The organism is Rossellomorea aquimaris TF-12 (assembly GCF_001648555.1).
GTDB classification, from domain to species: Bacteria; Bacillota; Bacilli; order Bacillales; family Bacillaceae_B; genus Rossellomorea; species Rossellomorea aquimaris.
Window position 1 is genome coordinate 325,274 of record NZ_LQXM01000029.1, and the last position, 26,516, is coordinate 351,789.

The window sequence follows — 26,516 nt, forward strand, 5'->3', positions numbered from 1 at the left end:
TGTTTCGTAAATTGATGAGATTTAAACCAAGTTGACAACTTGGGATACTACACTTTATACTTATAATAATTAAATCATTACTTATCAAGAGAGGTAGAGGGAATGGCCCAATGAAACCTCAGCAGCAGATTCTATTCATGGAACACTGTGCTAATTCCACAAGCCGAGTGCTTGAGAGATAAGATGAAGTTTTGAACGTTAAAGCTTTCTTCTTATTTTCAAAGAAGAAAGCTTTTTAATTTTGAATGGAGGGAATAAAGATGGGACAAATTTCACAAGAAGCAGTTGAGAAACGTCGTCAAGAGTTAATCAATAAACTTCTTATATACAATGTATATAAAAAAGAAGATAGGCAGTTGTTTGAGTTAACTCTTCTGGAATTAGAAACTGAATACAAGTTGAGACAAAAGCAACAGCATCCTCATAGCGATTATGGATCCATACAATGGAGAACCTGCAAGAAGGAAACGAGTTAACATAAAACACCAATCAAAAGAATGATTGGTGTTTTAACTGTCATTTAATCCCCGTTTACTTTCTCGGCATCCTTACGGTAATAATCTTCAAATGTGTCTGCAAATGCCTCTATGGAATTGTAAAGTTCCACTAAATTGTTCTCAACCCCACCAAATTCAAGAAGAATAGCTCGTTCTGTTAAGTCCTGATTGTAAACTCCATTCCCTTCTGCTTTCGTTTTAACAAATACTCCACGACTAATGCCTGGATAATTTTTTTCAAGCTCTGCATTCAGTTCTTTGGCAATAGCGAGATTATTATCATAATTTACGTTTTCTCTTCCCACGATAAAAAACAAACGAGCATAGTCTTTTCCCTTTATGTTTTTTGTCGTAATCGCTTTTGGTTGGGAATCTCTATGAATATCAATTAAATAGTTTAAGTTTTGATTTTGTGAAATAGCGGTTTGAACCTGCTCACGAGATAGCTTATAGGATTCATTGTACGACCAATTCTTTTCTTTTAATGCTTGAGTGGTGTCCGTTTTATCTTGCAGTGCCCCTATCCCTCTCTTCTCTAATTCTTGTTTAAGTTTTGCCCCTACCGCAATGACATTGACTTTTTCATTCGTACTGGCAGGGTTATCAGAATCATTGTTTTTTATTAATGGACTAAAGGCTTCCCAGCTATGAGAATGGTAAATATATACTGATTTCTTTTCAATTTCATCAATTCCCTCTCCTGTATCTCCATTAGCTTGGTCAATTTGATTATGGTCAAATTCTTGATCTTTTAATTGTTCATCTGTAGGAGCTGGAGACTCCATCGGGAGGTTGGTAATATCTGTTCCACTTCCTGCTACAGCGATTTGAGTATGATAACTTTCAATCCCGGGTATTTCTCTTCCAAACAAACTCCTCGTATCAAACAAAGATACATTTGTGACACTTTCGAGCCAATCGATCTCAAAGTTTGAAATTTCTTCATTAGTAACTCTTAATGGAGTCATTTCCTCTGAAAGAAGTATTAGTAGAGATTCCTTTGGTACAAGATCTGAAATAGTTGTGTAAAACAGGCTGTCAACTCGAAGCTGAATAGTGGTTGATGTAATGAACCAAATGGACAAATAGATAACCACTATGCCGATCATTAATGCTCTAATACATACTTTTAAGGTTGCTAATACGAGAGCCATTAGCGTTTTGTTTCTTTTATTAAAGGACATTTACGGACTCCTAAGGTTTTATTTTGGTACTTAACCTTATGCTTCAGGAGTTAGATATAGAATGACGAATTTCTTTTACAGAAATGTCGAACGATTCTAAACAATAATTGGAATTAAAGGAGAACAGGTGTATCTATAATTAGTTAAGCATGTTATAATATAAAATGTAATTGGGTCTACGAGACTGTATTTAGTCAATCCCTCTGCTTCATAGAAGGGAGACATGTTATATGTCATTTAAAAATATCGTAACCATGTTAGAAACGCTTATGGAATTTAAAGAAAGTGAAATTGTTCACTCCTTCAACAGTGCCGATCAAACGCAATTGTTCACTGTCACTTATATAGAAGACACTAGTTCATTTGAGCTTATAAACACTGAAACCAATCAAAAAGAGCAATATTCAAATATCCACGACTTAGCTGTTTATATTGACAATATCATACATTTAACTCCTGTTAATTAATCTTTAAATACAAGCCATTACGTTAATCGTAATGGCTTTTTTATGGTATTAAAATTCTTTTCGTAGATTTTTGTTTTTTTTCAGAGAAGAAGGTAATAGTTGATTCCTTCATCATGATACTCGCTTTCCGCTCGGCGGGAGGTGAGCCTAACCTTCTAGCACACACTGTTTGACATAGTTCTTACAGATTAACAATCTTAAGGAGAAGAGTCTTAAATTAACATATTAAATGGATAAATCTAAGACAAAAACAGATTAGCACTCTTCCTCTTAAATCGTCCATCTTATGGATTATTACTCTTTAAAAACTCTATTAATTTTTCTTCATTTTCCGTTTGAAAGACAGCTTCTTTCGTATTAAAAACGATAAAAATAGGTGAATTGTCTATTTCTAAAAATTTATATTCTTCTCGGGTTTGTTCTAATGAAGTACGGCCATGAACCGATTTGACGTTACCAATTTCATTTTGTTCCTGCCATTCATTGCCCATTTCGTATGTTCCAGTTTCATCAATAACTAGAAGGGAGTAGTTATTTTTATCATTTGAAAGCATGGGATGTAATGGCACTTTTTCAGCATCAGACAGATTAGAACACCCCATTATAAGTACAACTGAAAAACAGATCAGACAAATCATTTTATTCATTTCATTTATCCCCTTTGTAAAAATTAGTGAAATCTTTAACCATACATAAATGATGTAGATTTATTGGAAGTGAATTTTGTGTAGCCTATTCTACTTTCCATCCTTATGTATTTTAAAAGGAATAGACCATGCAATCGAACTAAAAATGTCTCCAATCAGAGAAAACAGGGCGCACAAATGATGTACAATCTCTCTATAATTTAATAGCTTTTGTAGTAATAAAAGATTTAAAATATTGATCTACCAATCTAGATCCAGCAAAGTCGCTTTCGTAAAATCCTCCAATAACGAATCCAGCTTCTATTTGCCCTTGAATTTGGTCTTCAAGTGTATGACCAAACTCAAAGGTTTGATTATTGTAAACACACTTTTGAATTTCTTCTTCTGTTAAACTTTTATAGGGAGAGTATGGTATAGAGTGTTTCACCTCTAATATTCCTTTGTCTTCTTGTTCATCATCGAAAAGATAAAGAATTGGGTTAGTAAATCCAGCAATAAGAATTCCTCCTTGCTTCAATACTCTATATGCTTCTTTCCAGACAGGTAGAACGTTTTCCACAAACACATTTGATACGGGGTTTATTATCAAATCAAATGAAGCATCTTCAAAAAAGTGGAGGTCCGTCATAGATCCTTGAATGGTTTTTAAACACAAGTTATCTCGTTTTGCTACCATTTGATCTTGAATTAATTGTTGCTCTGATATATCTACTACTGTCACATCTGCTCCTGCTGCTGCCAATATAGGGCCCTGTTGACCTCCACCAGATGCTAGACAAAGAATTTTTAATCCCTCGATGGAAACCGGAAACCAATTTCTTGGAACTGCTTTATCTGTTGTAACACTAATATTCCATTTACCGTTTTTCGCTCTTTCTGTCATTTCCTTGTTAACTGGCTTTGTATATATGGCTCCATCTTCTACTTTTTTATCCCATGCTTGACTGTTATGTTTTGTAGTATCCATTTTCAACCACATCCTTTTTAAAATTGGCTCTTTTGCAAAGATTGTTGTTCTATAACATGAGTCTCTTAAAGACTCTGTCAACCATTATTGTGTTAGATGGTGAGGGGAACCACTTCGCTTTCCGCGGATGTTCGACCGAGCCTCCTCAGCTTCGCTTCCGGGGTCTCGGCACGCCCATACTTCCGCAGGAGTTTACGAAGTTCCCCTCACCACCTGTAAAGAAAATACCTGACAGAGCTTAATAGTGACAATAAACAATCTACATAAGTATTTTTACATACAAGCAAAAATCGACTACTGTACATATTATTTAAGACTGTTTTGAAACGTATATATTAGTCTTTAATAAGAAACTTATACTTAGAAAATTGATTCTCGTTGCAGGTGCTCGACTCCTGCGGGAATTGCGGGAAAGTACGAAAAGCGCAAGGGCTTTGTTCAAGGGCGACAAGCATAAGGCGATTCTGCCGGAAATGCGCTTTTTGCCTTTTTGGCAGAATTGACTTATGACCTCGATCCCCTAAGCCCCGGAGCTAGACTGTGAGACCCCGGAAGGCTAAGCCTGAGTAGGCTCAACTCCCGCCCCGTGGAAAACGAGCACCGTTCGCTGCAATCAACCACTACTCGCCATTTCAAAAGCAACGAACTTTACGAAAACAGCCTTAAAATTAAGTAATTCCTAATCTGAATTTCTTTATTAACTTTTGCTGGACTTCATCCTCCTACCATATTGGCAGGGACATCGTAAATACTACTCTCTTTTGTATCTAATAAACTTCATCAACAGCCACCAAAAAAAGACGGTTATTAAAGCGCTTTCACAAGCGCTACTAACTAGAACAAATAAAAGTGTTCCGTAATGTTCCAGTTCAGTAAACCGATATTTTTGGAGTTCCCAGCCATAAAAAATGTTTTGAATACTAATTAACGTCATGCTCAAAGGAAAAATGGTCCAGAAAAATCGATCAATTTCTTTTGGCAATCTTAGCTCCATGTATATTTTCTCTCCTTCTACTTCAGAGTCCTTTCGTGGTTACATCTGAAGAGATTCAATGTAAATTTAGTCATTAACTGTTTCTTCTTTTCCCATCTTCCATTTTTCACAATTTCAAGAACGAAGACATACCCTTTTGATCCTACTGTTTGTATTGTTATGAATCGATACGCGATTCTTTTGAAAGAACATCAACAAATTGCCGAACTCCTTTTATATTGTCCCGATTACTTGCACTGTTGATGACCCTGTACCACGTTATCCGTAATGTTTACAGCACCTGGTCTAGATAATCGCAAGGCCTATTTTTAGTAGTAAGGTTTATTAATTTTATCTGCATGAATAAAAACAAAGTCAACTGGAGAGTACCTTTTTTCTTCAAAAGTTGGGAGTGGAGTGTGTCCAGCGCAGCACCGAAAAGTATATCTATTTTATGATTTACACCAGCTTGTTTCATACCTAAATCGTATCCAATAGTTCAACATCAATATTTTCAACATCTTCCCAGGAATGAAAAATTTCAAGGTGCCATGAATCTAGTGACCTCTTTAAATTTTGGATCTCCATCCATTTATGTAATTCCTTATATGCATTTTGAATATGTTCATTAGAGCCTTGAAAATTAGCCGTTGCATATGTTTGAGCAGGGATGGTAAGGCATACCATATCACTTGGTATATCATTAAAACTTTCTACTTCCATCGTAATCCATTATCCATCCTCATCTTGAGATGATTCCTCTACAAAAAGGCACCCACTTGCCGATTCGAATTTTATATACTTTTAATTTCAGAAGCGCGTCTTTTTAAAAGTAGGGATGCTTTTTGTATTTCACTCGCGTACTGACCCCCTGAACATAGAACACGAATTCCGACTAGCTTTAGTTCTCCTAGTGCTATAATCTTTTTTTCTTGTAAAAATTTATATGACATTATTTCTGACCCCCTTTATGTGAAATCTCATTCCATTCCTTTTTAAGAATGCTGTAAATACATGAATCTCGCCAACCATCTTTAAGCATTATTACTTCTCGAAGTGTACCTTCTTTTATCAATCCAATTTTTTCTAACACCTTGGCAGAACCAAGATTTTGTGGGTCACATGTTGCGTATAAACGATGAAGTTGTAAAGTAGTGAAACCGAATTGAATGACTTTTTTTGCAGCTTCTGTCCCGTACCCTTTGCCCCAATAATCAGGATGAATAATGTACCCGATTTCACCACTTTGATTTTCAATATCTCGCACGTTGATTTCGCAAGCTCCAATGAGCCTATTACTTTCTTTTTCTATTAGAGCAAACATGTATCTACTTCTTGGGTTAAGTTTACTATCTTCAATTACCTGCTTAACAAAGTTAATTGTTTCTTCTTCTGTGTTTGGTCCCCATGGTTGATATTGACAAACAATGGATTGGGATGCGTATAGGTGAATCTCTTTCCAATCATTATTCTTAATTTCCCTTAATAGTAATCTTTCAGATTCCATTTGTGTATTCATTGAATGAACAGGTCTCCTTTCTCTTTACCTACCATACAGTTTATACACTCGTAAACGATCTTTCTCTATACAACCATTTGACTTAAATGTTTTAAGCATTGGAATATTGTTAGTGCTTGTGGAACCTATATAATAAGACGCCTCAAAGAAGTTCTTTAACAATGACATTGTATCTCGATGAACCCATTTACTCTTCCCCATTCCACGCTCACTAGGGATCAGACCAAAATAATACATTCTTCCTTCTTCCACTTTACCAGGCTCAATATGAGGCATGGTCACTCCAATAGGACAACCTTTTTCATAAACAAGCATGCAAGAGTTTTTAAAGTGTTCACCTAATTCAAGTTGTACACTTCTCATAAGCTCCTCCATTGATAGTGAAGATGGTGCATTTAAAGAATATTCCATGGATTTTGACCATATACTAATGAATTCTTCATTTGATATGTTATGTAATGATTTATAGGTAAAAGCATAATTTGATTGATCTATGTTCTTTAAATCGTGATAGAATATTATTCTTTCATCAATCAATTCAAACATTTTCTTACTTAAATAATCATGAACATCTTCAGAAAGCTTTAAGTTTAAAAGTATGGAGATATTAGGTATGTTTTGAAATGATGGGTCCTTGATAATTTTATTGACAAGGTCCAACGTTTGAATTGAAGTCAAACAATTTGTATCTTCAATTGTGATATAGTTATCACCTTTATTCATCGTTACTTTCTCGTATAAATGGGACATTATTAACGCTCCCCCTTAATTTTAGTAACCTTAAAAGTATAAATGTATAGACTACATCTAAAAAATTATCAAGTAATAATATATTACCATAAAAAACCAAATGTTTTAAAGAATATTCAAAATACAAAAAAGCTTGAGACTCTATGTTCTCAAGCTTTTTTGTATTTTATTTGTGTGTTAGAAGCATCGCTTTCCTTCGTCTGTTCATTCATAAGAGCCCTTAACGACCACTTTCTACTGCCTGTTAAGGACAACATGACGGAAAGACCTAACAGAGCTAGAGGAAATTCATATCCTCCAATCAAACCCATCTTAAACTTAACTAAAACGATTGCAGCTGCCATGGTTAGTGCTAATAATATGGAGGATGGTACAACATAGAATCCAATTAATACAGTTAAACCTGCAACAGCCTCAATAATTGAAGCAGCATACGCAAATACAGGAGGCAACCCAATTTGGTCAAACATGGCAATGGTTTGTTCCATTCCAATAATCTTTTGAAAACCATGTGCCATCATAATGACGCCTAATATTACTCGGCCAATCAAGAATGCCCATTCCATTCTTTTATTCATCTTTATCACTCCTCTCACAAAGACTAACGATTCTTTTTTGGAAACGGATCACATTTTGTGAAGATTACTGGTGATGAATAGGATTGCTTCTTTCAATTGATTGTCTCAATTTTAACCAGAAACTAGTTTGAACCAGTGTGAAAAGGGAAAACTATTCCATATCTATTCATAGAAAGGAAATATTCCCAACATGTTCAAAAAAATGCTTCCCTCATCCATAAGAAAATACATGCTTATGTCAAAACGGCAACGGAAGCATGAAATTCAGTTAACTATTTGGTATATGCCACTTATGTACATATGCCTAGCCATTCTTCTTGTTGCATTAACTTTGTTTTTAGATTTATATGTGGAAGTGTCCCAGTACACTTTTGAGTTTCTGAGTATGGATGCTGAAATAACCCGATTGCTCGTTAGTACCCTTATCGGTGGAATTCTTACTCTTAGTGCTTTCACTCTCAACTCATTACTCGTTGTCCTGACAACATTTAGCGGGCAATTTTCACCTAGAATGCTGTTGAATTTCATTTCAGATAAACAAACTCAACACGCTCTAGGAATTTTTAATGGGAGTTTTATTTATGTTCTACTCGTCTTTTTGTTTATTGGAAATTCTAAAAAAGAAATGTTTGCTGCAACACCTACGATTACAATTGGCCTTGCATTTCTATCTGCTATCACATTTATCTTCTTTATTAATCATGCCACCACTTGGATGCAAGTTCACAATATAACATATAGTATGAAAGAGATATCAGAAACGATGATCTATCAAACATTAAGAAAAGATTTAGAAACTCATCGCTCCGAAGAACAAGGGGACACAATGGAGGAAGAAAAGAAAAACATTAAACATGTAGCGTGTAATGCATCAGGTTACGTTCAATTAATAGAATATCAAACCATGATAGAAGAAGCGAAGCGAGATAATGTCATCATTAAGCTTCATTATAAGGTAGGAGATTTTGTCCTGGTAGGCAATAGACTTTTCAGCTTTTGGGGGCCGGACACAGGTCAAATTCACACAGAAAAATATCATAAAATGATAGAAATTGGTCACAAGGAAACAGAAATCCAGGATCTTCAAATGGGGATGCACAAGCTTTCAGAGTTAGCAATCAAAGCCGTTGGAAATGATGATCCGAAAACGGCTGCGAATACGATACACCAAATGGCTGATCTTATGTTAACAGTCGCTACTTATATTACCTTTACTCCATATTTAATAGATCATGATAAACAAGTACGGGTCATTCTTCAATCTGAAGAATTTGATTATTATATTTACCGTGGATTCGGCTACATTCGTCATTATGCTAAAGGAAACCATTTAATTATTACGGAAATTGTACGAGCTTTAGCTCTAGTAGCAGAATCCATTCATGAATCAAAACATAAATCATTATGGGAGTTCGCCTGTAATACCATTGACCACATAGAACGAGAAGTGATTTACGAATTAGATAAAACATTTCTTCTATATGAAGTCCAAAAACTAGCTAAATTAACTAACCATCTACATGATTATGAAAAAATCGAAATGAAATTTTATCCCAATGCAAATGAAAATACTTGATGAAAAATGACGTGTGGAATCCACACGTCATTTTTATTTTGACTTAAAATAAACAATTTCCGGATCTCCTTCATCTAAGTTCTCAACGACTCCACTTTTAACGAATCCGTTTACGTTAAATACTTCTTTCATCGGTTCATTAGATTGATTAGTTGAAGAAAAAATTTTCTTTGTAGGTGAAATGCTGACAAAATGATTTAATAGTGTGCTGGCGTAACCTTTTCTCCTTTTTGTGGGTGATACGATGATTAACGAAATAAATGCACAATCAAAAAAGTAAGTATGGTAAAGAAGAAATCCGACAATCAAATTTCCTTCTTTTACCACTAAGCACAGTTCATCCTTTATAGCATTGGTTATGTATTCTTTTCTTCTATTATCGCAAACTATGTCATGATCAATATCCATAATTTGATCTAAATCATTTATTTGAGCTTGAATGACATTGTTCATGGCTAATCCTCCGCTTCGTTTTAAAATACACAAACTTTTTAAAAAACTCTACTATACTATTCATTATTTAAAGAAAAAAATATTTATCTTTTTTGACTTATACAGTGCTTATAAAAAAAGAGTACTAAACCGCATGATTTAATACTCTACATCCAACTTTTCAATTAGCCTAATCCTTAGGCTTATCAAGTGCCTGATAAGCTTGTTGATACTTTCCGCCCTCAGCAACCTCTGCGTGGTACAAAGCCTTGAGGGCATAGTTTCTTTCAAGCCCAAGTTCGTCCATTATTTCTTTTAATCGTATTTGTAATTCTCTGTTGTCTTTCATTAGTTCCTTCATTTGTGATTTGATGTATCTCATAGGGTTGCTCCTTTCAATGCTCACGAATCTATCAAGTATATCATGTATCAGAGAAGATGAATGCATGCTTGAACAATTTAAAACATTGAAATTTATCACCAAATATTTTCTTTCTTTAACCAAATCCATTTTCCATCAAAAATATCTCGAAGGCTACTATCTTCATTAAAACCAGCGTTACGATAACTCCTTTGAGCTATTTCATTTTCAGGAGTCACTCGTATGTATATCCAAGGATAATGAATCCTCTGAGCCTCACCTTCAAGCAGTGTAACAAGCTTTTTTCCAAACCCTTGTAGACGATGTGTCGGACTGATAACTAAATGAGCAAACTCTATATCTCTCTCTTCATCATCAACCCATATTTCTCCATATCCAATGGCTTTCCCTTCACTCTCAAGTATGTAACACCATTGGTCATCTGCATTCAACCATCCCGCAAAATCTTCAAATTCAAAAGTGGGTTTATTTGTAGTATTCATACAATCTTCATGATTTTGAAGCCATTTGTGAAGGTAACGATGATCATCGATTCCTGCTTTTCGTAGCAGCATAACATTCACCCCTTCTTTATTTACAAAAGTTCTTATAGACTTATTCTTGGTGTGAGGTGGAAAATCCTTTGAAGTTGGGAAATATGTGATCACCGCAACAAATAAAGGACTTGATAATATCGGAGTATGTCATATATGCAACCAATTCCCTTAAACTTTAGTAGTATTATAGATGTTTGAAAGCTTTCTAATTTTTGTTACGAGTTTACCTTCATAATCTCCTTCAAGACTTATGCTATCAGTTGCCAAAATTGAAAGTTTATCATGGCGACCTACCATAACCGAGTATTTTGCTTTTTCAAACATTGGTATATCATTTGAATCATTCCCAAATACAATAAATTCTTGCTCTTTCACCCCTAAACTCGATAGGGCACTCCACTTGTTAATATTCTTAGGACTAATGTCCAAAACATTTTCTTTTTTATGTTCATTAACAACCACATCAAGTGACTTTAATTCCCTAGACAATTCTTTAAAATCAAATGATGTTAGTATTAAAACTTTAACAATCGTCTGAAGTTCGGTAATGGACTTTGATTGCGCAAGTTGCCCCGGGTCAAGATTGTTTTTAATTGGATGATTTTGAGGTCCTGTATAAGAATAGTCCCAATCACTATCAATTAAATAAGTCCCATTATATTTACCTATGAGAGATAATATCTCATCTAATTCATTATTATTAAATGGAGTTGAACAAATCAACTTTCCTCTACAATAAATTAGGGAACCATTTCCCCCTATTAACGTACATTCATGAAAACGTTTATCTAACACAGGTAGCATGTCACGTATAGGTCTCGCTGAGGCAAAAATGACTTCGTTTCCACTTTTAATCAGTTCCAAAAGACAATCTACCATTTTTGTAGATAAGGGTTTTCCTTTGAAACAAATCGTACCATCTAGATCAAACACAAAATGCATAACGATTCTCCTCTGAACTCTTTATTCTTTAATTATGAAGGAATCAATGGGGAATTGCGTAAAATCAAAGGAATTTCCAATAAATCATCCACCACATAATCTGCTGCGTTATCCTCGTTCCAATAGAGATCACGCTTCCAAATGCCCTTCATTCCAACGTTTTGAGCAGCTTTCACATCATTTTCCGGGTGATCACCTACAAATATACAATCTTTTGGAGATACATTAAGCTTCTCTACTGCTCTATAAAAAATTCTAGGATCCGGTTTTTTCATCCCCTCCCATTCAGATATCAAGATTTCATCAAAATAGGTTGCGATTTCTAAAGCCCTGATATTATCCATTTGAAATTGCCCAAACCCATTTGTGATCATTCCAAGTAGAAGTCCGTCCCTCTTTAATTCTTCTAACATTTTTATCAGATTAGAAAATGCCACACAACTTTGTTTGAATTCTGAGATATAGTCCTGAAGTAGTTCTTCCCAAGTAATCAATTCCAAATGAAACTCAGAAACTAATTGTTGATATACTTTATCTTTCCACACATACCCACGACTATCCAATTCTATAAATCTTGTTGTGAATTTTTCTTTTCTAATATGCCCAAGGTGACAATGAAATCGATCATATTGTCCATCAATAAATAACTTTACAGATTCATTTCTATTTAATAACGTACCGTCTAAATCAAATATTACGGCCTTCACCATAAGTATTTTTCACCTACCTAGTATGTAGTTTTGAGTTTAAAAGTCTTTTTAAAATAGGTAGTGGATTCTTCATATCCTATTGCTTTATAAAAGTCATGAGCTCTTCTCGTTGCTAAAGCAACCAGATTAGCCCCACGTTCTTGTGATTAACTTTCTATTATTGCCATCAATCCTTTACCGATTCCTTGCCCTCTATACCCATCCAATACAAATAATTCTTCTACCCAAGTAACATCTCCATTGGCTTAGAATGCAGGATGGTGAAAGGCTAAAATGTATCCTACAAGTTTTTGCCCTTTTTCAGCAATAAAAATATCAACAATTGAATCAAGGAGTACTTTGTTCATTGCTCGCTGAAAATCTTCCTTATTAGGCATAAAACTAGTAGTTAGCTAAACATGCAACTAGAGTGAATAAATCATTCATTTTACGAAATTCAGTCATTCTATAATGAATATTCATGTTACCTTCTTCTTCAGGATTAGTCACTTTTGAACTAACGAGCTAAAATAAGGAGTAATCGATCCGACTTACTACAAAATCAAGCCAGATTCTTCATAAATCGAGCCGAATTCATTAAAAATTGATCCAAAAGAAGAATAAATCAATCCGTTTTACAATATTAACCAAATTAATTATCTTAGCAAAATCTCTCGTATCTCCCCTATTTCAGACACAACGCCTAACGGAATATGAGAAGTTGGTTGAGAAACACCTTTCCGGTTCACCCATATGGCCTCCATTCCAACATCTATCGGTCCTACTACATCATGAATCCAAGAATCACCTATAAAGATTGTCTCACATGGTTTTTTATTAAAATGTTCTAAGGCAACGTGATAGATTTCCGGGTCTGGTTTTCTGTAACCTAATTCTTCTGCTTGAAAAATAATTTCACTGGGAAAAATGTTCGATAATCCCATACGTGAAATTTTTAGTCTTGCATCATACAAAGCATTGGTGATGATGCCTACTTGATAGTGATTACTAACATCATGTAATAATCGTGTAATAGCTGGATTTTCTCTTATAAAAGACATACCTGTTTTTAAAAATAGGTCATCTATCTCATCAATAACATCTACACCTGGAAACAATTGAAAATTAGCAAAAGCATGCTTCCATCTCTCTCTTCTGAAATTTTTTGGAGTAATATCCCTCCTTTTAAACTGTTCTATTAAACAAGTAGGAACGTGTAATTTCTTCTCGAGAAATAATGGTGCATCCAGGATTTTCGTAAGAGGATGAGATTTCAAAGTATGTTTGAGCCCTTCTTCAAACCAAGGTGAGCAAAGTAAAGTATCGTCTAAATCAAATAATAATAAGCTGTGATTACTCATTTATCTCACCCATTAGTAAATCATTTAAATAAGGTTCTATGTAACTCCGGTATTCTTCCGTCAATCCATCAGGTAAGTTCTCAAGCTGTAAGTATGCAAGATTAAAAGACTCCTTAGTATCTATTTCAACTGTTCCCTTCGCTTCTCTTGTTAAATAGACTGCGGTTACAGAATATATTTCATCTCCATTGGCTATTTTAAAATAATATTTCTCTCCAGAATGTATACCTAGTAATTTCAGTTGACCAATCTCAAGACCTGTCTCTTCTTTCACTTCTCGTCTAGCAGTATCCTCTAAACTTTCACCCAGTTCCATTAAGCCACCAGGCAGGCCCCACCCTCCATCTTTTCTATGTTGTAAAAGTAATTCATTTTTTTCATTTACTATTAAAACAACTGAACCAGCTAATATTAATGGTCTGGAACCGACTAGTGCTCTTAACTCCTTTACATAATCCATATGATTGCTCCTTCTAATCAGAGAACTTCCTTCCTTTAAAACAATCCAAAATTCTTCCTCTTTGCTTCTCACTAGGAGATATTATATTTCTCTTTAAATTCAGGACTTAATTCACTCCATACATCAAATTTATTCCCATCCAAATCGCAAAAAACAAAGTTCCTACCAGCATGACCCCTGTCTTCAATTTCACCAACTTTCATTTTCTTCTCTCTGAATTCTTGATGAATCGCTTCCAAAGCACTTGATCCATTCACTTCAAAGGTTAATGTAAAACGTTCTTCACCGTAAGCATCATAGAAGTTAGCGCTTTGATTTTCTTTCGATTTAACTAGAAATATACTTTGATTGGCAATGTTAAGTATGGCTTTATCATCATCCTTATAATTTAACTCTGCCCCAAGTTTGCTTACATACCATTCGGATGAAAGTTCTACATTTGTTACTGGTAAATAGGTAGTCCCAACTCTTAATAATGTTTCACTCATTGAACTCAACTCCATTTATTCGGTTTATTAACTTATTCTTCAGTAAGTATTGAATTTCCTTTTTAATTCCAAATCCATACTTTCTCCATAAATATAATTGCTTCAATTATCCACACGATAAATGCATGAAATCGTTAATTAAGTTGACACTTAATTAAGTGTATGCTAAATTAATGTCATGATGATTCAACAAGCTATTCATTCCATATCTGTACCTACTCGTAGACGCATATTAGAAATTTTACGTGATAAGGAGCTTACTTCTACTGAAATAGCATCTCAGTTTGAACTCTCAGCCCCTGCAATATCCCAGCATTTAAAGGTTTTAGAACAATCAGGCCTTGTTGTTGTCCGAAAGGAAGGAACAAAACGCTATTATCGAATTAGAAGGGAAGGTTTTTCTGACTTAAGACAATTCATTGATCAATTCTGGGAAGACAGCTTGCTTCGTTTAAAAGAAGCTGCTGAAAAGGAAGAAAGGAGAAAACATGAGTCAAATGACTGAAACTCTTAGAAAAGAAATATTTATTGAATGCAGCCCTGAAACACTTTTTTCTTACTTTATTGATCCCGATAAAATGATTCGATGGATGGGGAAGCAGATTTTACTAGAACCTAAGATCGGGGGCAAATATCGAATAAACATTAATGATGAAAACATTGCCCTAGGTCAATATAAAGAAATCATACAAAATAAAAAGGTTGTAATGACTTGGGGGTGGGAAGGATCAGAAATTATGCCTCCTGGTTCGAGCTCAGTGGAGTTTATTCTTACTCCTATGGAAAATGGAACCCTTTTACAGTTAAACCACTATGACATTCCAATTGATAAAGTCCCTTCAAATAATAATGGCTGGACTCATTATATGGAACGCATCAAGCTTTTAGGAGAAGGAATCAAAATTGGAATTGACCCTTGGTCTATTAAAAAATAATGAATTTGGAGGATATAAAAAATGACTATTGCCATTCATGAAGAAATTACATTTAATGCAAGCCCCGAACAACTATACGGAGTACTAACGAATTCTAATCAATTTAGTGATATGACCGGTGGAGCTCCCACTGATATTTCAAAAGAAGAAGGCGGTACATTTTCTTGCTTCGGTGGAATGATTGAAGGACGGATGATTGAGTTAGTTTCAAATGAAAGAATCGTTCAGGCATGGCGTGCAGGTAATTGGGAAGCAGGTGTTTACTCCCTTGTGAAATTTGAGTTTAAAAAAGAAGGAGATGAAACTCTCCTAGTGTTTGATCATGTAGGATTTCCTGATGGACAAGCAGAGCATTTAAAAAACGGTTGGACTGAAAACTATTTTGAACCTTTAAAGAAATATATAAGTGAGTAATGTAAAGGGCTGGCGAAATTGTCAGCCCTTTTTAGTATCTGAGTAGGAATATACTATAATCGATCCAACAATAGAAAGAATCAATTCATCTTCCAAAAAGACCAATTCTACCTCACTTCTCTTCCTTCATTTCAACGATTTTCACAGCACAGCAATCCTTTTCTTTTTTCTCACCAAACAATTTTTTCAGCCAATTCATTCTACTCACCTCCTTTTTATATTAAATAAAATAAGAAACCAGACAGTGTTGACATCAATAGAACGGATCCTACAAAGGCGAACACTAATTTTTTCTTAAAAATGCTATGGAGCAAGGTGACTTCTGGGAGACTCGCTCCAGCTGAAGCAATCATCAATGCCATTACTGGTCCAAGAGCCATGCCTTTTGCGATGAGAATTTGTGAAATGGGAATCATGGTTGATAAGCGAATATATAATGGTATTCCAATAATGGCGGCTAATGGCACAAGCCATATATTCTCTCCTCCAAGAAAGGTGGAAATCCATTGGGTTGGTATTGTTCCATGAATAATAGCTCCGATTCCTGCTCCCATAATTAGAAATGGATAGACAGTTTTCATGAGGGACATGGTTTCCTTTAAAGTTCTATTAATATTAAAATTTCCCTTTGACTCTGGGTATGAGAAATTTTCCAGTATGACATTTCTTAGTGATTTTTGAAACCCAAGTGCACTTAACGTGAATCCAATGATGATAGATAAGATTGTGGTGATAATAATATAGACAAGTGATACTTTCCATCCAAGTACATAAGTCATTAAAGACATAATGGTAATATCCAGTACCGGTGAAGCAAATAAGAAGATCATCACAATCGAGAAGCGCACATGATTTCGTAATAGGTTGACCACGATAGGAATGGTGGAACATGAACAAAAAGGTGTTACAAATGCAAATAAAACAGCAATAATAGCACTAATTATTGGGTGGCTTTTATTCATAATCGACTCGATTTTTCTATATGGAATAAAACCTTGGATGATATTAATCATAAAAGACACCAAGACAAATAATACCGTTAACTCTAATGCAATACTGATGAAGTCATTTAAAATATTGATCAATTTTTTCCCCTCCTAGATTTTATAAATCAACTTTTTTTGATTAATCGAACACAAAAAATAAATCAATTTTTTTTGATTAATTGCACAAAAATTATTCACGCCTAAATAGACAACAAAGCTCTTCAGATAGTATATAATTCATTTCAATATGATTCAAGGTGTAATAGCTCCACGTTCCCCTCGTGTCTTTTTTGATCAATTGTGCATTTACTAAAATCTTTAAATGGTATGAAAGTTTAGACTGAGGAATTTCTAGTTTTTCAGATAGATCACACACGCAAACTTCTCCATGCTCAGTGATTTGGTGGAGGATGTGAAGTCGTTTATGATCAGCTAATGCTTTAAATTTTTGTTCATATTTTTTAAAGGCACTATCAAGGGAGATATCAGTTAAGGGGATTTCATTTTTCATGGTCAGAACTCCTTACATCAATTTTTTTTGATTTAATATTACTATATTCTGGTTTTTCAGAAATGTCAACATTAAATCAAATAAATTTGATATAATGTATTTTCCCGAGTTGCAGACTCTTTTAATCCCTACCCATATCCACCAGTTTAGAAATGGTCTTCCAATTCCGGATCGTCACGGGATCTTCTATTTTTTGCAGTTGATTTGAGAGTTTAGAATTCCGAATACTTTGGCTAAATAATAGGTAAACCTCTCTACCAACTATTCCTAATTTCTCTCCTTCCTTCTTTACTCCATGGAGTCCATCAATCTCTAAAGAGGAAAGCTTCTTATTCTTTAAAGCGACATATAAACTTTCTCCAGCTGCTGTTTTTCCCGCTTCTTTAATTTCTTTTTCAGAGAAAGGGCACGCTTTCACTAATTGTTCCATTTCACTGAGACTTCTAACAACAACTGGTATCCTTAAACCAAATTCACTCTCTATCTCCTTTTCAATCCTCCTACACACTATTTCTTCATTCTCATTTGATTGAAACAAAGCATTCCCACTCTGTATATATGTTTTAGGGTGTTTAAATCCAATCTTTTCAAGCATCGCTCTCAGCTCAGACATTTTAAGTTTATTATTCCCACCAACGTTAATTCCTCTTAAAAATGCAATATAGGCACTCAATCTTTCACTCCGTTCTTTGCAATTTGTGTGATTTTTAAAACAAAGTCTGTCTTTTTTTCGGTATACTCTTCTCGATTATTCTTGTACATTTTCGATAAATGTACCTTTAGATGTTCATATTTCTTTGCTATCGATACATGCTCTCTCAAATAATCTCTAAAATACAAGCGATCCCATAAAAAATCTTGGTTACTTGGTGCCATATGTATATGAAAAGACTCCTCCTCTAAACCTGTGGGAGTGTACCCTTTTACAAACATGGAATGCTTTTTCTGTTCCTTCATATGAATATAATTGTGTTTGGTCATCTCTTTTAAGATGAAGTTATCCACTTCTTCTCCCTCTGGAATCTCAACTAATAAATCAACTGTAGGCTTTGCAGATAATCCTGGTACTGCTGTACTTCCTATATGTTCAATTCTTAAAGCTATGTCAGATCCAAGAATAGATAGGATTTCTTGTTTTTCATTTTCAAACAGAAAAGGCCATTTTTCATTGTAAGGATAGATTGTGATAGGATATAATCTTCCAAGTTCTTCTTTTTTCACTTCATCTCCTCCGTTTTTCTTCTCTTTATATTTTCACTTTTGGAGCTGCTATTTCCTTCTTCATATAATAAAAACTCCTCAGGAAAACTGAAGAGCTTTTATTAAGAATCTTTTCGTAAACTTTGTTGCATTTGAAAAAGCAAGTAAGTAATGTTGATTTCTGCTCCAGGCGCTCGCTTTCCGCGGGCATGAGTTGAGACTCCTCGGCCTTTGCCCTGTGGGTCCCGCAGAGGTCGAGCACCTTCCGCTCTAATCACCTTTCTAAGTGAGAATTTCCAAAAAAGAATATATAGGTACTTTCACGTTTAAAAACCAGTATTTTTTAATTCAGCGATTGATTGTATCTAAGCTTTTAGACATCCATATTTTATCATACTAATGTAATCATCAATTTCAGGCAGGACTTTTTCTTGCATTTCAGTAAACGTAAGCTGTTGAGTTTGATATAAATGTAAGTACTTTTTTGTTACGTTTTCAAGTGCTATGAGAGTTAAATTCATTACTTTTTCAGGAGAGGCATAATTTTGCAATAAGCTATCATCGATCATTTTCCCTAGAAAAGGGTCACTATATTGGTCGACGTTTTTTTGGAGTAATGATTTAACGTCATCTTCCAAACCAATAGGTGGATGAAGTAATGCATTTGTCACTAATTCCGTTTCAGTTTGGTATGTTAACTGAATCTTTTGTTTCTTTAAAACTACTTCTTTAATTCGATGAAAAAAATCCTCTTCCTTTACTTTTTGTACTTCTTCCATAATTTTGTCCCCAAGCAGCCTTCGACAATAATCAATCATATATAGAAAAAGATTCTTCTTATTCTTAAAATAATGAAACAGTATTCCCTTTGAAATTCCAGCAGCATTGGCTATGGTATCCGTAGACGTTTTTTCATATCCTGTTTTACTAAATTCTTCAATACATACTGTAATAATGTGCTGCTTCTTTTCTTCAGGTAATCTTTCAAAAGCAGAGTACAATGTGCTTACCTCCGTTTTCTATTTTACGCAATATCTTTTCTTCTATATAACCAGAAGGTGAGGCAAATACTTAAAGCAGTTATCCCTAGCATAATAACCAAATACACCGGTTGAATAGCATTCTCCGATATGAGATCTGCAGCATCGACATACTTAAAAAAACTAATATATTTTACTCCTTCAAGTCCTTCTGAAATTCCAGCTACCACACTAAAGAAATAAGATATTAGAACAAGTCCTAATGAAATAGATGTAATCGTTCTTGTTTTCTTCATAACTGATGATAATAGAAAAGCTATCGAAGCAAAAGTAATATGCAAAAGGGTTGTTGCAAAAATTAAAACACTAAAGGTTTTCATTGAAACATCTTCATCTGCAAATTGAAACCCAATAAGGCAAATGATTACAATGAAGAGATTCAATAGGCAGATGTTTGTCATTACTGCAAATAACTTTTCCATTACAATACGCGATCTACTCAGCGGCTTTGATAAAAGAAATTCTATCGTCTTTTCATTTTCCTCTTTTGCCATCATATTTGAAGCCAACATCACAGCATAAATACTACCTATTAATGTAGTCATAAAATGAATTTCCATTCCATAAAACCCTAATAGTGTACCAATATCCAATCGATCCATTCCAAACGCTTCTTTAAAAGAATCAGGATAAGCACTTAATAAATTGTTCAGGGTTTCTTGATCCTGTGTAAATTGAGGATATATGCTAAGAGTCATTAATATTATTCCACCTAATATGATACTCCATATGATTAAGGACTTGGCATTTTTAGTGAATTCTCGTTTAAATATCATTTATTTTTCTCTCCTTCCTATTCGTAATAATGCATAAACACTTCTTCTAAAGACGGTTCTTCAATTAATAAATCCTGGATTTCGATTGTTGATAAATGATTTAAAAGGAGCTTCATATCACCGTTATATAAAAATTTCACTCCATGAAGGGTCCTTTCCTGATTGACTATCCCTTCTAAAGATAAAGGAATATCCACACCTGAATGTGCCGAAATACTTATTTTCTTTAAATTATTCTTCGTTAACGTCTCGACTCTCTCAACTGTTACAAGTTTTCCTTCTTTAATAATCGCTACTCTGTCACACATTTTTTGAACTTCACTTAATATGTGTGAGGAAAAGAAAATGGTAGCTCCTTTTTCTCGTTCCACTTTTATTAATTCAAAAAATACATTTTGCATTAGAGGATCTAGACCACCTGTGGGCTCATCTAATATTAATAACTTCGGCTCGTGTAATAAGGCTTGAATAATTCCAACTTTCTTTCGATTACCAAATGATAAATCCTCTATTTTCTTGTTCATATCTAATTGTAATTTTTCAGCTAGATCAAACATACGTTTCTTGTTTGCGTACTGATGAAATTTGGCTGAATACATTAATAAATCTATTGCCTTCATATCATCATAATAATTGACTTCAGAAGGAAGGTAGCCAACTAACTGGCGTATTTCTTTTGAGTGAGTCACAATATTTTTCCCAAATATCTCAGCACTTCCTTCTGTAGGATAAATGAAGTTTAAAAGGGTGCGAATGGTTGTGCTTTTCCCTGCTCCATTTGGACCTATAAAGCCAAAAATTTCTCCTTCATCGATTGAAAATGAAATATTTTCAATCCCACGATTTTTTTTATAATACTTTGTCAAGTTACTCATCTCTATGGCTTTCATACCTTTCCTCCTCCAAAATGAAAAATAAAATTGACTCACTAGTCAATTTTATTTTATTCTTTGTTGACTCATTAGTCAATTTGTTTTTTGTTTATCATATGACTTCTTTTATGAATTAGAACACATCGAGTATGGACATTTTTAATTTCCAATTATAATGTGAGACTTCCTATACGTATAATGGTATATTCATATAAAAGGAATACTTTTTAGAAGTAAGGGTATAGAATAGTAATCTACTATCGTCTAGTACCTCTTGCTAAGATTTCTATTTCTGAATTTCCATAAAGGAAATTTTGGTGGGAGGTGATTAGATGAGAAAAATCAATGGAATAAAAAGTTTAATGGTTTACCTTCGATCCGTAGATTATCCATTACAGGAAGAGGAAATTATTCTTTTACTAGAAAAAAAACAAATCCCTCATCTGAGACCAATGAAGAACTTAATTGTCTTTAACTTAGATCATATCGATTGGTGGATAAGTGAGCGAAGAGGAAATTAATTAGACCTCTGATTAAAGCCCTACAATATTGTAGGGCTTTATTTATGAGTTTCCTGATGGTTTAGTGTATACCGATCGTTGATTATTTCACCAATTTTCCTTAACCCTGCTTCTAAATGGCTCCAACTTACTTGCACATGAGTTGTTTTGATAAATCCAGCGATTATTATTGGTCTATCTTCTATTATTAAATACCCTACATCATTACACACTCCTTCAAGACCACCTGTCATATGCAACCACTGACCTTGAAATCGAAAGCCATCCGGGTCCTTTTGTGTACGCAATGCTTCTAAAATATTTTTAGTATTTTCGTGATTTAAAAGTTCTTCATCTATTAAGTATTTAAGAAACGTAGCAACCCCTTCAGGAGTTCCTATATTGTGAATTTTATCTTGATTTTCTTTATGTACCATTACATCTAAATTTAATTCATGTAATCTATCATTTATTTCTTTATCAGAAATAATAGTATTTAATTTCTGATAAGATTCCGAATCGTGATGACTAATCGATTTTTGAACACTCTCTAATGGGGCGTTTCTATTTAGTGAAAATACAGATGTGATGAACTTAGCTATGCTAGCCAAAGGGAAATATTCATTTTCATTTATTTTTATTGCATCACATGTTTTAGTATCAAAAATGAAAAGTCCTAATTCAATATTTTCAGGGATGGTGGATCTGATTCTAGTTGAAAACTCAACAGTATCTGTCATTTATTTGACTCCATTCTTTCTTTGATAGGATATAGTGATTGTAGATTTGTTTATCTAATTCAATTTTACAATCGAAAGAAAACCCACATTTTCCAATGACTTTGTTTGATGCGAAATTATGAGGAAGAGCAAGAGCGATAATATGATCCATATTCGTTTTCTCAAACAAATATGTAATCAACCCCTTTGTAGCTTTTGTAGCTATTGCCATATCGTTCGGAAAAAGCATACATAACTTCACGATTCGGAGGAGTCAGTTCTTCCTTTATTTCTGAACAGCACCAACCAATACATTTATTTGATTCTTTTAAAATGATTGCCAATTTTAAGGTTTGTTCCTGTATCTTTCCTGGTACCGTATTTAAAAATTCATTGTTTGCTGGTATTTCATAGTTTCTCACCCAATCTAATCGTTGCTCCTTCGTTGACTTCCAATCTGGAAGAAATCTAGAAACCATGTGTTGGTGGCTTATTGTATATATCCTCTACGTCATCTATTCTAAATTCTCGTAAATAAATTTCCCCACAATCAATCATGATACTTCCATTACTTTGATTAATTAAACCGGTTTGTGAATTCATTCCGATAACTCCTTAGTTTATTTTATTGTTATTTTAACATACATATTTTTCCTTTCAGTTTAGTTTTTTGATTTTCCCCCTTGTATGTCTTTTATTCCTTGAAAACTATTGTAGAGTTGGGTATCCTTAAATCTACAACTATTGTCGTAAGGGTGTGTTTTACATGCGTATTAATAAATATATTAGTGAAGCGGGAAAAACCTCAAGGCGAGGTGCAGATAAACTCATAACTGAAGGTCGTGTAACAGTAAACGGAAAAGTTGCAAAGATTGGTATCCAAGTAGAGCCTGGAGATGACGTCCGGGTCAGTGGAAATCCTGTCCGCCTTGCACGAAATAATGTTTATATTGCCTTGAATAAACCAGTCGGAATCACGTGCACAACGGAAAAAAAGGTGAAAGGAAATATTATTGATTTAGTTAATCATCCATTAAGAATTTTTAATATTGGACGACTTGATAAAGATTCAGATGGATTGATCCTTTTAACAAATGACGGAGATATCGTAAATGAAATACTCCGTTCAGAAAATAAACATGAAAAAGAATACATTGTTTCCGTTGATAAACCAATCACACCAGAATTCGTCCAAAAAATGTCAGAAGGCGTTCAGATTTTAGATACAAAAACCCTTCCTTGTGAAGTAAAGCAGCTTTCTAAATATGATTTTCAAATCACCTTAACACAAGGGTTAAATCGTCAAATCAGACGAATGTGTATTGAGCTGGGGTATGATGTTTTCAGACTTCAACGAACTCGTATCATGAACATTCAATTAGGAAACCTACCTGTTGGCCAATGGAGAGACCTTTCCAAGAAAGAACGTAATCAATTATTCAATGAGTTGGATTATGAGCCTAGGGAATGGTAGGAATTTGTTTGAATTTGAAAAAGAGTATCACATTTTTGTGACACTCTTTTTTTGATTTCTTTATTGGGTAAGCTTGATAGAGAAGCCAACTGCATATTATCCTTTTGAACTATATCCTTCAAAAATCAATCCACCAACAGGCTCATACATCTTATGTACAAAATCCACAAAAACATCTTTATTTCCATTCTTATAAAAATCATTAAGTGAATAAAAAAAATCGCGATACATTTTCTCGTCATAAGAATGGAGAGCTCTCGTTAACCCTTTCCCTCTTCCTGACCATTGATTATGTAATCTGAGAACAAAATCAGGCACTTGCAATGATAGATTGTTGAGAGTGATTAATGCTTCTTCGTAATTTTTTGAATCTACGAAGTCATCAAGTAGGTCACCAATAAAATACCTCGAGGCAAGAATATATTCCTTCGTAAGAGGCGTCGGACCCGCTGAAACGTGTACAATTACATTTTTTCTTATTTGATCATATTGAGGACTGTACTTGATGACTTTTCCTTCAGAAATCATATTTCCTAAAATTGGTCTTCCTTTTTCTCTTTCTCGTTCAAACTCATCCAGGTATGATTGGTAATTATGAACAAATACCTCAATTCTCCAGTCATACTTAAAAAGACTTTCACGATAACTTTCAGATTCATTTTGGAACACAACGATGTCCAGATCAGATGAATCGGTTTCTTCTCCTCTGGATGCACTTCCTGCTAATATAGCAAATTCGCATTTTGGAAAGCTCTCAGTAACAAAACAGGCTGCAGCTTCGTGGGGTGTGTTTTGCAAGTTTATCTCACTCCTTAATAAAAAGCGGCTATTTTAACCGAGAATTCAACCGAAAAGCAATATTTTCTTTAAATTAAATTCTCTATCAGTTATTTTTGGCTAAAATGATTAGAAAAGTATACATATGTAAGAATTAAAACTGGTAGAGAATGATATATTATCAACTTTTGAGATTTTATTTTTAACTTTTTAGAATTTATTTTCAACTTTCGTGAGTTTATTATCAACTTTAACAATCCTGACGAATTATTTTTTAACAAAGGTGAGTTTTTATCATTCAAAAGACTTTATTATCAACTTTTATACTATATTATCAACCCAAAACCACTATTATGTGAAAAATAATTTAATTGCCATAATCAAAACGGATACGACCAATATACGCTGGATCCATTTTTCTCCACCTTTTACTGCAAACTTACTACCTACCACAGCGCCAATACTCGTGCCGACTGCTAAAGTCAAACCGTATCCCCAATGAATCTGGTTGTTCACAATAAACACTATTAGAGCTGATCCTGTATAGATAGCCACTACAAAAACTTTAATACTATTTATTTTCACAAGTGATAGACCGGAAACGAGAGTTAATGCTGCAATAATAATAAATCCAACTCCTGCCTGAATAAATCCACCATACACGCCAATGAAGAAGAATATCACTATAAGAACCATTTTTCTCGAAAATGTTTCAGGACTTGAAGAATTCAAAATCATTTTATGAGGATTCCAAATAATAACAGCAAGTACGATGAGCATGACAATAGACAGAATACGATTAAATAGTTGATCAGGAAGAGAAATAGCAAATCTCGCTCCGATTAATGATCCAAATAAGGCTGGTACTGCTAACATTGTGCTAAACTTCCAGTCAAAGTAACCTTCCTTTCTAAAGGAAGCAATGGCAACAACATTTTGAGCCATCAACGCAATTCGGTTTGTTCCATTGGCTACCGAGGAAGGTAACCCAAAAAAAATTAACATAGGCATTGTAAGTAATGAGCCTCCACCTGCTAATACATTTATAAATCCTGCTCCAATACCTACAAATAAAATTAATATAAAAGATAACATAATTAATGGGTTCCTTCCTTCTGTCTATAGATGCTGATTTCCATGGAAAATACGAAGTAAGGTCTCTCTGGCTGGAACCTGAAGACGATCGTAATCTAGTAGAAATTTTTTGTTATCATAAGACACTTCTTTAATGGAACATTCAATACATCCATCTTCTTTTATAGTAATTGTTGAATATACCGCCGTTGGCTTAGTATGACATCCAAGAGCACCCGGGTTAAGATAGATTCTTTGATTTGAACGGAAGTGATGAAGAATGTGATGGTGACCAAAGCAGATCAAATCATACTTCTTTCCTTCATATATTTTATCCAGTTCTGTGGCAGTTGGTTGAGAATTAATTGGGAAAAAACGCCCCTGTTCATTCAAGTGATAATGGACAAATAAACATTGCTTATTTCCTATCATGCATTCAATCCGGTTCGGTAAAGTGGATAAAAAGGGCAGAAATTTCACATCCAGGTTGTCTGCAATCCACTCGTGATGCAATCGTTCCTCTCCCTCACTTCCAATTTCATTGTCCACTAGAAGTTGGACGATTGCTTCGTCATGATTTCCCATAACACAGGATATGTCTTCCCGAAGATACAGTTGTTCCAATACTTCATTTGATTCATGCCCAATAGCTATCATATCTCCTAAACAATAGATATGTTGTATGTCAGGGTCATTTTCGATTTCGTTCAGGACTGCTTTAAGAGCTGAGCTGTTGCCATGAATATCGGTTATGACGGCTATTTTACTTTTCATGTTGATAAATCCTCCA

36 protein-coding genes, 2 pseudogenes and 1 riboswitch are annotated in these 26,516 nt (G+C 34.3%); of the genes and pseudogenes, 8 read left to right on the plus strand and 30 right to left on the minus strand.

The genetic code is table 11. The features are described from left to right. The first annotated feature begins 78 nt into the window (after window positions 1-78). Window positions 79-185: riboswitch (SAM riboswitch) on the plus strand. A gap of 75 nt (window positions 186-260) precedes the next feature. After that, window positions 261-476: a Fur-regulated basic protein FbpA gene (gene fbpA, locus IQI_RS15155; RefSeq protein ID WP_064093472.1), complete on the plus strand. Its 216-nt coding sequence runs from the start codon at window positions 261-263 to the stop codon at window positions 474-476. 44 nt (window positions 477-520) lie between these two features. On the opposite strand, the gene spoIIP is transcribed toward fbpA, so the two are convergent. After that, the gene (gene spoIIP / locus IQI_RS15160; protein WP_156509928.1) at window positions 521-1,681 is read right to left on the minus strand and encodes a stage II sporulation protein P; all 1,161 of its coding nucleotides are present in this window, start codon (window positions 1,679-1,681) and stop codon (window positions 521-523) included. Window positions 1,682-1,911: 230 nt separating this feature from the next. On the opposite strand from spoIIP, the gene IQI_RS15165 reads away from it, so the two are divergent. Further along, window positions 1,912-2,148, plus strand: coding sequence for a hypothetical protein (locus tag IQI_RS15165; RefSeq protein WP_064093473.1), 237 nt, complete (start codon window positions 1,912-1,914; stop codon window positions 2,146-2,148). 284 nt (window positions 2,149-2,432) lie between these two features. Here IQI_RS15165 and IQI_RS15170 read toward each other — a convergent pair whose 3' ends face one another. The 8 genes from IQI_RS15170 to IQI_RS15205 form a co-directional block, all read right to left on the minus strand. Next, complete coding sequence (locus tag IQI_RS15170; RefSeq protein WP_064093474.1) at window positions 2,433-2,795, minus strand: hypothetical protein; 363 nt, start codon at window positions 2,793-2,795, stop codon at window positions 2,433-2,435. A gap of 193 nt (window positions 2,796-2,988) precedes the next feature. Beyond that, on the minus strand, window positions 2,989-3,762 hold the full coding sequence (locus IQI_RS15175; protein ID WP_064093475.1) for a class I SAM-dependent methyltransferase: 774 nt from the start codon (window positions 3,760-3,762) through the stop codon (window positions 2,989-2,991). Between the two features lie 751 nt (window positions 3,763-4,513). Then, window positions 4,514-4,756, minus strand: coding sequence for a hypothetical protein (locus tag IQI_RS15180; protein WP_064093476.1), 243 nt, complete (start codon window positions 4,754-4,756; stop codon window positions 4,514-4,516). A 459-nt stretch (window positions 4,757-5,215) separates the two neighbouring features. After that, window positions 5,216-5,458, minus strand: coding sequence for a GyrI-like domain-containing protein (locus IQI_RS21085; RefSeq protein ID WP_231893436.1), 243 nt, complete (start codon window positions 5,456-5,458; stop codon window positions 5,216-5,218). Between the two features lie 71 nt (window positions 5,459-5,529). Then, window positions 5,530-5,688, minus strand: coding sequence for a hypothetical protein (locus tag IQI_RS21090; RefSeq protein ID WP_231893437.1), 159 nt, complete (start codon window positions 5,686-5,688; stop codon window positions 5,530-5,532). Then, complete coding sequence (locus IQI_RS15195; RefSeq protein ID WP_064093478.1) at window positions 5,688-6,254, minus strand: GNAT family N-acetyltransferase; 567 nt, start codon at window positions 6,252-6,254, stop codon at window positions 5,688-5,690. The genes IQI_RS21090 and IQI_RS15195 overlap by 1 nt, the downstream gene beginning before the upstream one ends. A 24-nt stretch (window positions 6,255-6,278) precedes the next feature. Then, window positions 6,279-7,004: a hypothetical protein gene (locus IQI_RS15200; protein WP_064093479.1), complete on the minus strand. Its 726-nt coding sequence runs from the start codon at window positions 7,002-7,004 to the stop codon at window positions 6,279-6,281. A 149-nt stretch (window positions 7,005-7,153) separates the two neighbouring features. Further along, a complete protein-coding gene (locus IQI_RS15205) occupies window positions 7,154-7,582 on the minus strand; it encodes a DoxX family protein (RefSeq protein ID WP_064093480.1) in 429 nt (142 codons plus the stop codon). Window positions 7,583-7,817: 235 nt separating this feature from the next. Here IQI_RS15205 and IQI_RS15210 point away from each other — a divergent pair, with 235 nt between their 5' ends. Continuing rightward, window positions 7,818-9,158: a DUF2254 domain-containing protein gene (locus IQI_RS15210; protein ID WP_231893438.1), complete on the plus strand. Its 1,341-nt coding sequence runs from the start codon at window positions 7,818-7,820 to the stop codon at window positions 9,156-9,158. A gap of 33 nt (window positions 9,159-9,191) precedes the next feature. Here IQI_RS15210 and IQI_RS15215 read toward each other — a convergent pair whose 3' ends face one another. From IQI_RS15215 to IQI_RS15250, 9 genes and pseudogenes are all read right to left on the minus strand, one after another. Beyond that, window positions 9,192-9,611 carry a GNAT family N-acetyltransferase gene (locus tag IQI_RS15215; protein ID WP_064093482.1) on the minus strand — a complete coding sequence of 140 codons (420 nt, stop codon included), beginning with the start codon at window positions 9,609-9,611 and terminating at the stop codon, window positions 9,192-9,194. Window positions 9,612-9,780: 169 nt separating this feature from the next. Continuing rightward, window positions 9,781-9,972 (minus strand): hypothetical protein, encoded by a 192-nt coding sequence (locus tag IQI_RS15220; protein ID WP_064093483.1) that lies wholly within the window; start codon window positions 9,970-9,972, stop codon window positions 9,781-9,783. 95 nt (window positions 9,973-10,067) lie between these two features. Next, entirely contained in the window at window positions 10,068-10,526 is a 459-nt protein-coding gene (locus tag IQI_RS15225) for a GNAT family N-acetyltransferase (RefSeq protein WP_064093484.1), read from the minus strand. Between the two features lie 150 nt (window positions 10,527-10,676). After that, a complete protein-coding gene (locus tag IQI_RS15230) occupies window positions 10,677-11,450 on the minus strand; it encodes an HAD-IIB family hydrolase (RefSeq protein ID WP_064093485.1) in 774 nt (257 codons plus the stop codon). Window positions 11,451-11,482: 32 nt separating this feature from the next. Next, complete coding sequence (locus IQI_RS15235) at window positions 11,483-12,160, minus strand: HAD family hydrolase (protein WP_064093486.1); 678 nt, start codon at window positions 12,158-12,160, stop codon at window positions 11,483-11,485. Window positions 12,161-12,306: 146 nt separating this feature from the next. Next, a pseudogene (locus tag IQI_RS21365) lies at window positions 12,307-12,387 on the minus strand (hypothetical protein); the annotation flags it as partial. Between the two features lie 408 nt (window positions 12,388-12,795). Further along, a complete protein-coding gene (locus tag IQI_RS15240; RefSeq protein WP_082892746.1) occupies window positions 12,796-13,500 on the minus strand; it encodes an HAD family hydrolase in 705 nt (234 codons plus the stop codon). Continuing rightward, window positions 13,493-13,960 (minus strand): NUDIX hydrolase, encoded by a 468-nt coding sequence (locus IQI_RS15245; protein WP_064093487.1) that lies wholly within the window; start codon window positions 13,958-13,960, stop codon window positions 13,493-13,495. Before IQI_RS15245 ends, IQI_RS15240 begins: the two co-directional genes overlap by 8 nt. Before the next feature lie 71 nt (window positions 13,961-14,031). Continuing rightward, a complete protein-coding gene (locus IQI_RS15250; protein WP_064093488.1) occupies window positions 14,032-14,448 on the minus strand; it encodes a VOC family protein in 417 nt (138 codons plus the stop codon). 178 nt (window positions 14,449-14,626) lie between these two features. Here IQI_RS15250 and IQI_RS15255 point away from each other — a divergent pair, with 178 nt between their 5' ends. Genes IQI_RS15255 through IQI_RS15265 form a run of 3 tightly spaced genes read left to right on the plus strand, consistent with a single transcriptional unit; the run spans window position 14,627 to window position 15,797 of the window. Further along, entirely contained in the window at window positions 14,627-14,953 is a 327-nt protein-coding gene (locus IQI_RS15255) for an ArsR/SmtB family transcription factor (RefSeq protein ID WP_064093489.1), read from the plus strand. Further along, window positions 14,937-15,383: an SRPBCC family protein gene (locus IQI_RS15260; protein ID WP_082892747.1), complete on the plus strand. Its 447-nt coding sequence runs from the start codon at window positions 14,937-14,939 to the stop codon at window positions 15,381-15,383. The genes IQI_RS15255 and IQI_RS15260 overlap by 17 nt, the downstream gene beginning before the upstream one ends. 21 nt (window positions 15,384-15,404) lie before the next feature. After that, the gene (locus IQI_RS15265) at window positions 15,405-15,797 is read left to right on the plus strand and encodes an SRPBCC family protein (protein ID WP_064093490.1); all 393 of its coding nucleotides are present in this window, start codon (window positions 15,405-15,407) and stop codon (window positions 15,795-15,797) included. A 215-nt stretch (window positions 15,798-16,012) separates the two neighbouring features. Here the strand turns inward: IQI_RS15265 and IQI_RS15270 are convergent, their stop codons facing one another. The 7 genes from IQI_RS15270 to IQI_RS15300 all read right to left on the minus strand — a co-directional run bounded on the left by IQI_RS15270 (window position 16,013) and on the right by IQI_RS15300 (window position 21,200). Then, the gene (locus tag IQI_RS15270) at window positions 16,013-16,879 is read right to left on the minus strand and encodes a permease (RefSeq protein ID WP_064093905.1); all 867 of its coding nucleotides are present in this window, start codon (window positions 16,877-16,879) and stop codon (window positions 16,013-16,015) included. Between the two features lie 94 nt (window positions 16,880-16,973). Next, window positions 16,974-17,294 carry an ArsR/SmtB family transcription factor gene (locus IQI_RS15275; protein WP_064093491.1) on the minus strand — a complete coding sequence of 107 codons (321 nt, stop codon included), beginning with the start codon at window positions 17,292-17,294 and terminating at the stop codon, window positions 16,974-16,976. A gap of 121 nt (window positions 17,295-17,415) precedes the next feature. Further along, complete coding sequence (locus IQI_RS15280) at window positions 17,416-17,967, minus strand: DUF1697 domain-containing protein (RefSeq protein ID WP_064093492.1); 552 nt, start codon at window positions 17,965-17,967, stop codon at window positions 17,416-17,418. Continuing rightward, window positions 17,964-18,515, minus strand: a complete 552-nt coding sequence (locus IQI_RS15285) for a GrpB family protein (protein ID WP_064093493.1) — start codon at window positions 18,513-18,515, stop codon at window positions 17,964-17,966. The genes IQI_RS15280 and IQI_RS15285 overlap by 4 nt, the downstream gene beginning before the upstream one ends. A gap of 344 nt (window positions 18,516-18,859) precedes the next feature. Next, window positions 18,860-19,495, minus strand: a complete 636-nt coding sequence (locus IQI_RS15290; protein WP_064093494.1) for a TetR/AcrR family transcriptional regulator — start codon at window positions 19,493-19,495, stop codon at window positions 18,860-18,862. Window positions 19,496-19,518: 23 nt separating this feature from the next. Next, window positions 19,519-20,310 carry an ABC transporter permease subunit gene (locus IQI_RS15295; RefSeq protein ID WP_064093495.1) on the minus strand — a complete coding sequence of 264 codons (792 nt, stop codon included), beginning with the start codon at window positions 20,308-20,310 and terminating at the stop codon, window positions 19,519-19,521. Window positions 20,311-20,327: 17 nt separating this feature from the next. Then, window positions 20,328-21,200 carry an ABC transporter ATP-binding protein gene (locus IQI_RS15300; RefSeq protein WP_064093496.1) on the minus strand — a complete coding sequence of 291 codons (873 nt, stop codon included), beginning with the start codon at window positions 21,198-21,200 and terminating at the stop codon, window positions 20,328-20,330. A gap of 314 nt (window positions 21,201-21,514) precedes the next feature. Between IQI_RS15300 and IQI_RS15305 the strand changes: the two genes are divergently transcribed. After that, the gene (locus tag IQI_RS15305; protein ID WP_064093497.1) at window positions 21,515-21,703 is read left to right on the plus strand and encodes a hypothetical protein; all 189 of its coding nucleotides are present in this window, start codon (window positions 21,515-21,517) and stop codon (window positions 21,701-21,703) included. A 38-nt stretch (window positions 21,704-21,741) separates the two neighbouring features. On the opposite strand, the gene IQI_RS15310 is transcribed toward IQI_RS15305, so the two are convergent. Next, entirely contained in the window at window positions 21,742-22,422 is a 681-nt protein-coding gene (locus IQI_RS15310) for a serine hydrolase (RefSeq protein WP_064093498.1), read from the minus strand. Next, window positions 22,406-23,010, minus strand: a pseudogene (locus IQI_RS15315) (GNAT family N-acetyltransferase). Before IQI_RS15315 ends, IQI_RS15310 begins: the two are co-directional and overlap by 17 nt. A 157-nt stretch (window positions 23,011-23,167) precedes the next feature. Between IQI_RS15315 and IQI_RS15320 the strand changes: the two are divergent. Beyond that, window positions 23,168-23,875, plus strand: a complete 708-nt coding sequence (locus IQI_RS15320; protein WP_064093499.1) for a pseudouridine synthase — start codon at window positions 23,168-23,170, stop codon at window positions 23,873-23,875. Window positions 23,876-23,971: 96 nt separating this feature from the next. Here IQI_RS15320 and IQI_RS15325 read toward each other — a convergent pair whose 3' ends face one another. The 3 genes from IQI_RS15325 to IQI_RS15335 form a co-directional block, all read right to left on the minus strand. Then, window positions 23,972-24,673, minus strand: a complete 702-nt coding sequence (locus IQI_RS15325) for a nucleotidyltransferase domain-containing protein (protein ID WP_082892748.1) — start codon at window positions 24,671-24,673, stop codon at window positions 23,972-23,974. 330 nt (window positions 24,674-25,003) lie between these two features. Beyond that, a complete protein-coding gene (locus IQI_RS15330; RefSeq protein WP_064093501.1) occupies window positions 25,004-25,747 on the minus strand; it encodes a sulfite exporter TauE/SafE family protein in 744 nt (247 codons plus the stop codon). A gap of 24 nt (window positions 25,748-25,771) precedes the next feature. Then, on the minus strand, window positions 25,772-26,500 hold the full coding sequence (locus tag IQI_RS15335; protein ID WP_064093502.1) for a metallophosphoesterase family protein: 729 nt from the start codon (window positions 26,498-26,500) through the stop codon (window positions 25,772-25,774). Between the last annotated feature and the right edge of the window lie 16 nt (window positions 26,501-26,516).

What these genes read in the sequence shown, in the direction of transcription:
- IQI_RS15320 (WP_064093499.1), top strand. Translation starts at nt 23,168, where the DNA reads ATGCGTATTAATAAATATATTAGTGAAGCGGGAAAAACCTCAAGGCGA.
- IQI_RS15200 (WP_064093479.1), bottom strand. Translation starts at nt 7,004, where the DNA reads ATGTCCCATTTATACGAGAAAGTAACGATGAATAAAGGTGATAACTAT.
- IQI_RS15175 (WP_064093475.1), bottom strand. Translation starts at nt 3,762, where the DNA reads ATGGATACTACAAAACATAACAGTCAAGCATGGGATAAAAAAGTAGAA.
- IQI_RS21090 (WP_231893437.1), bottom strand. Translation starts at nt 5,688, where the DNA reads ATGTCATATAAATTTTTACAAGAAAAAAAGATTATAGCACTAGGAGAA.
- IQI_RS15300 (WP_064093496.1), bottom strand. Translation starts at nt 21,200, where the DNA reads ATGAAAGCCATAGAGATGAGTAACTTGACAAAGTATTATAAAAAAAAT.
- IQI_RS15245 (WP_064093487.1), bottom strand. Translation starts at nt 13,960, where the DNA reads ATGGATTATGTAAAGGAGTTAAGAGCACTAGTCGGTTCCAGACCATTA.
- IQI_RS15210 (WP_231893438.1), top strand. Translation starts at nt 7,818, where the DNA reads ATGTCAAAACGGCAACGGAAGCATGAAATTCAGTTAACTATTTGGTAT.
- IQI_RS15260 (WP_082892747.1), top strand. Translation starts at nt 14,937, where the DNA reads ATGAGTCAAATGACTGAAACTCTTAGAAAAGAAATATTTATTGAATGC.
- IQI_RS15230 (WP_064093485.1), bottom strand. Translation starts at nt 11,450, where the DNA reads ATGCATTTTGTGTTTGATCTAGATGGTACGATTTGTTTCAAAGGAAAA.
- IQI_RS15295 (WP_064093495.1), bottom strand. Translation starts at nt 20,310, where the DNA reads ATGATATTTAAACGAGAATTCACTAAAAATGCCAAGTCCTTAATCATA.
- IQI_RS15335 (WP_064093502.1), bottom strand. Translation starts at nt 26,500, where the DNA reads ATGAAAAGTAAAATAGCCGTCATAACCGATATTCATGGCAACAGCTCA.
- IQI_RS15235 (WP_064093486.1), bottom strand. Translation starts at nt 12,160, where the DNA reads ATGGTGAAGGCCGTAATATTTGATTTAGACGGTACGTTATTAAATAGA.
- spoIIP (WP_156509928.1), bottom strand. Translation starts at nt 1,681, where the DNA reads ATGTCCTTTAATAAAAGAAACAAAACGCTAATGGCTCTCGTATTAGCA.
- IQI_RS15240 (WP_082892746.1), bottom strand. Translation starts at nt 13,500, where the DNA reads ATGAGTAATCACAGCTTATTATTATTTGATTTAGACGATACTTTACTT.
- IQI_RS21085 (WP_231893436.1), bottom strand. Translation starts at nt 5,458, where the DNA reads ATGGAAGTAGAAAGTTTTAATGATATACCAAGTGATATGGTATGCCTT.
- IQI_RS15180 (WP_064093476.1), bottom strand. Translation starts at nt 4,756, where the DNA reads ATGGAGCTAAGATTGCCAAAAGAAATTGATCGATTTTTCTGGACCATT.
- IQI_RS15255 (WP_064093489.1), top strand. Translation starts at nt 14,627, where the DNA reads ATGATGATTCAACAAGCTATTCATTCCATATCTGTACCTACTCGTAGA.
- IQI_RS15170 (WP_064093474.1), bottom strand. Translation starts at nt 2,795, where the DNA reads ATGAATAAAATGATTTGTCTGATCTGTTTTTCAGTTGTACTTATAATG.
- IQI_RS15205 (WP_064093480.1), bottom strand. Translation starts at nt 7,582, where the DNA reads ATGAATAAAAGAATGGAATGGGCATTCTTGATTGGCCGAGTAATATTA.
- IQI_RS15215 (WP_064093482.1), bottom strand. Translation starts at nt 9,611, where the DNA reads ATGAACAATGTCATTCAAGCTCAAATAAATGATTTAGATCAAATTATG.
- IQI_RS15265 (WP_064093490.1), top strand. Translation starts at nt 15,405, where the DNA reads ATGACTATTGCCATTCATGAAGAAATTACATTTAATGCAAGCCCCGAA.
- IQI_RS15225 (WP_064093484.1), bottom strand. Translation starts at nt 10,526, where the DNA reads ATGCTGCTACGAAAAGCAGGAATCGATGATCATCGTTACCTTCACAAA.
- IQI_RS15250 (WP_064093488.1), bottom strand. Translation starts at nt 14,448, where the DNA reads ATGAGTGAAACATTATTAAGAGTTGGGACTACCTATTTACCAGTAACA.
- IQI_RS15330 (WP_064093501.1), bottom strand. Translation starts at nt 25,747, where the DNA reads ATGTTATCTTTTATATTAATTTTATTTGTAGGTATTGGAGCAGGATTT.
- fbpA (WP_064093472.1), top strand. Translation starts at nt 261, where the DNA reads ATGGGACAAATTTCACAAGAAGCAGTTGAGAAACGTCGTCAAGAGTTA.
- IQI_RS15275 (WP_064093491.1), bottom strand. Translation starts at nt 17,294, where the DNA reads ATGAAAAATGAAATCCCCTTAACTGATATCTCCCTTGATAGTGCCTTT.
- IQI_RS15220 (WP_064093483.1), bottom strand. Translation starts at nt 9,972, where the DNA reads ATGAGATACATCAAATCACAAATGAAGGAACTAATGAAAGACAACAGA.
- IQI_RS15305 (WP_064093497.1), top strand. Translation starts at nt 21,515, where the DNA reads ATGAGAAAAATCAATGGAATAAAAAGTTTAATGGTTTACCTTCGATCC.
- IQI_RS15165 (WP_064093473.1), top strand. Translation starts at nt 1,912, where the DNA reads ATGTCATTTAAAAATATCGTAACCATGTTAGAAACGCTTATGGAATTT.
- IQI_RS15310 (WP_064093498.1), bottom strand. Translation starts at nt 22,422, where the DNA reads ATGACAGATACTGTTGAGTTTTCAACTAGAATCAGATCCACCATCCCT.
- IQI_RS15195 (WP_064093478.1), bottom strand. Translation starts at nt 6,254, where the DNA reads ATGAATACACAAATGGAATCTGAAAGATTACTATTAAGGGAAATTAAG.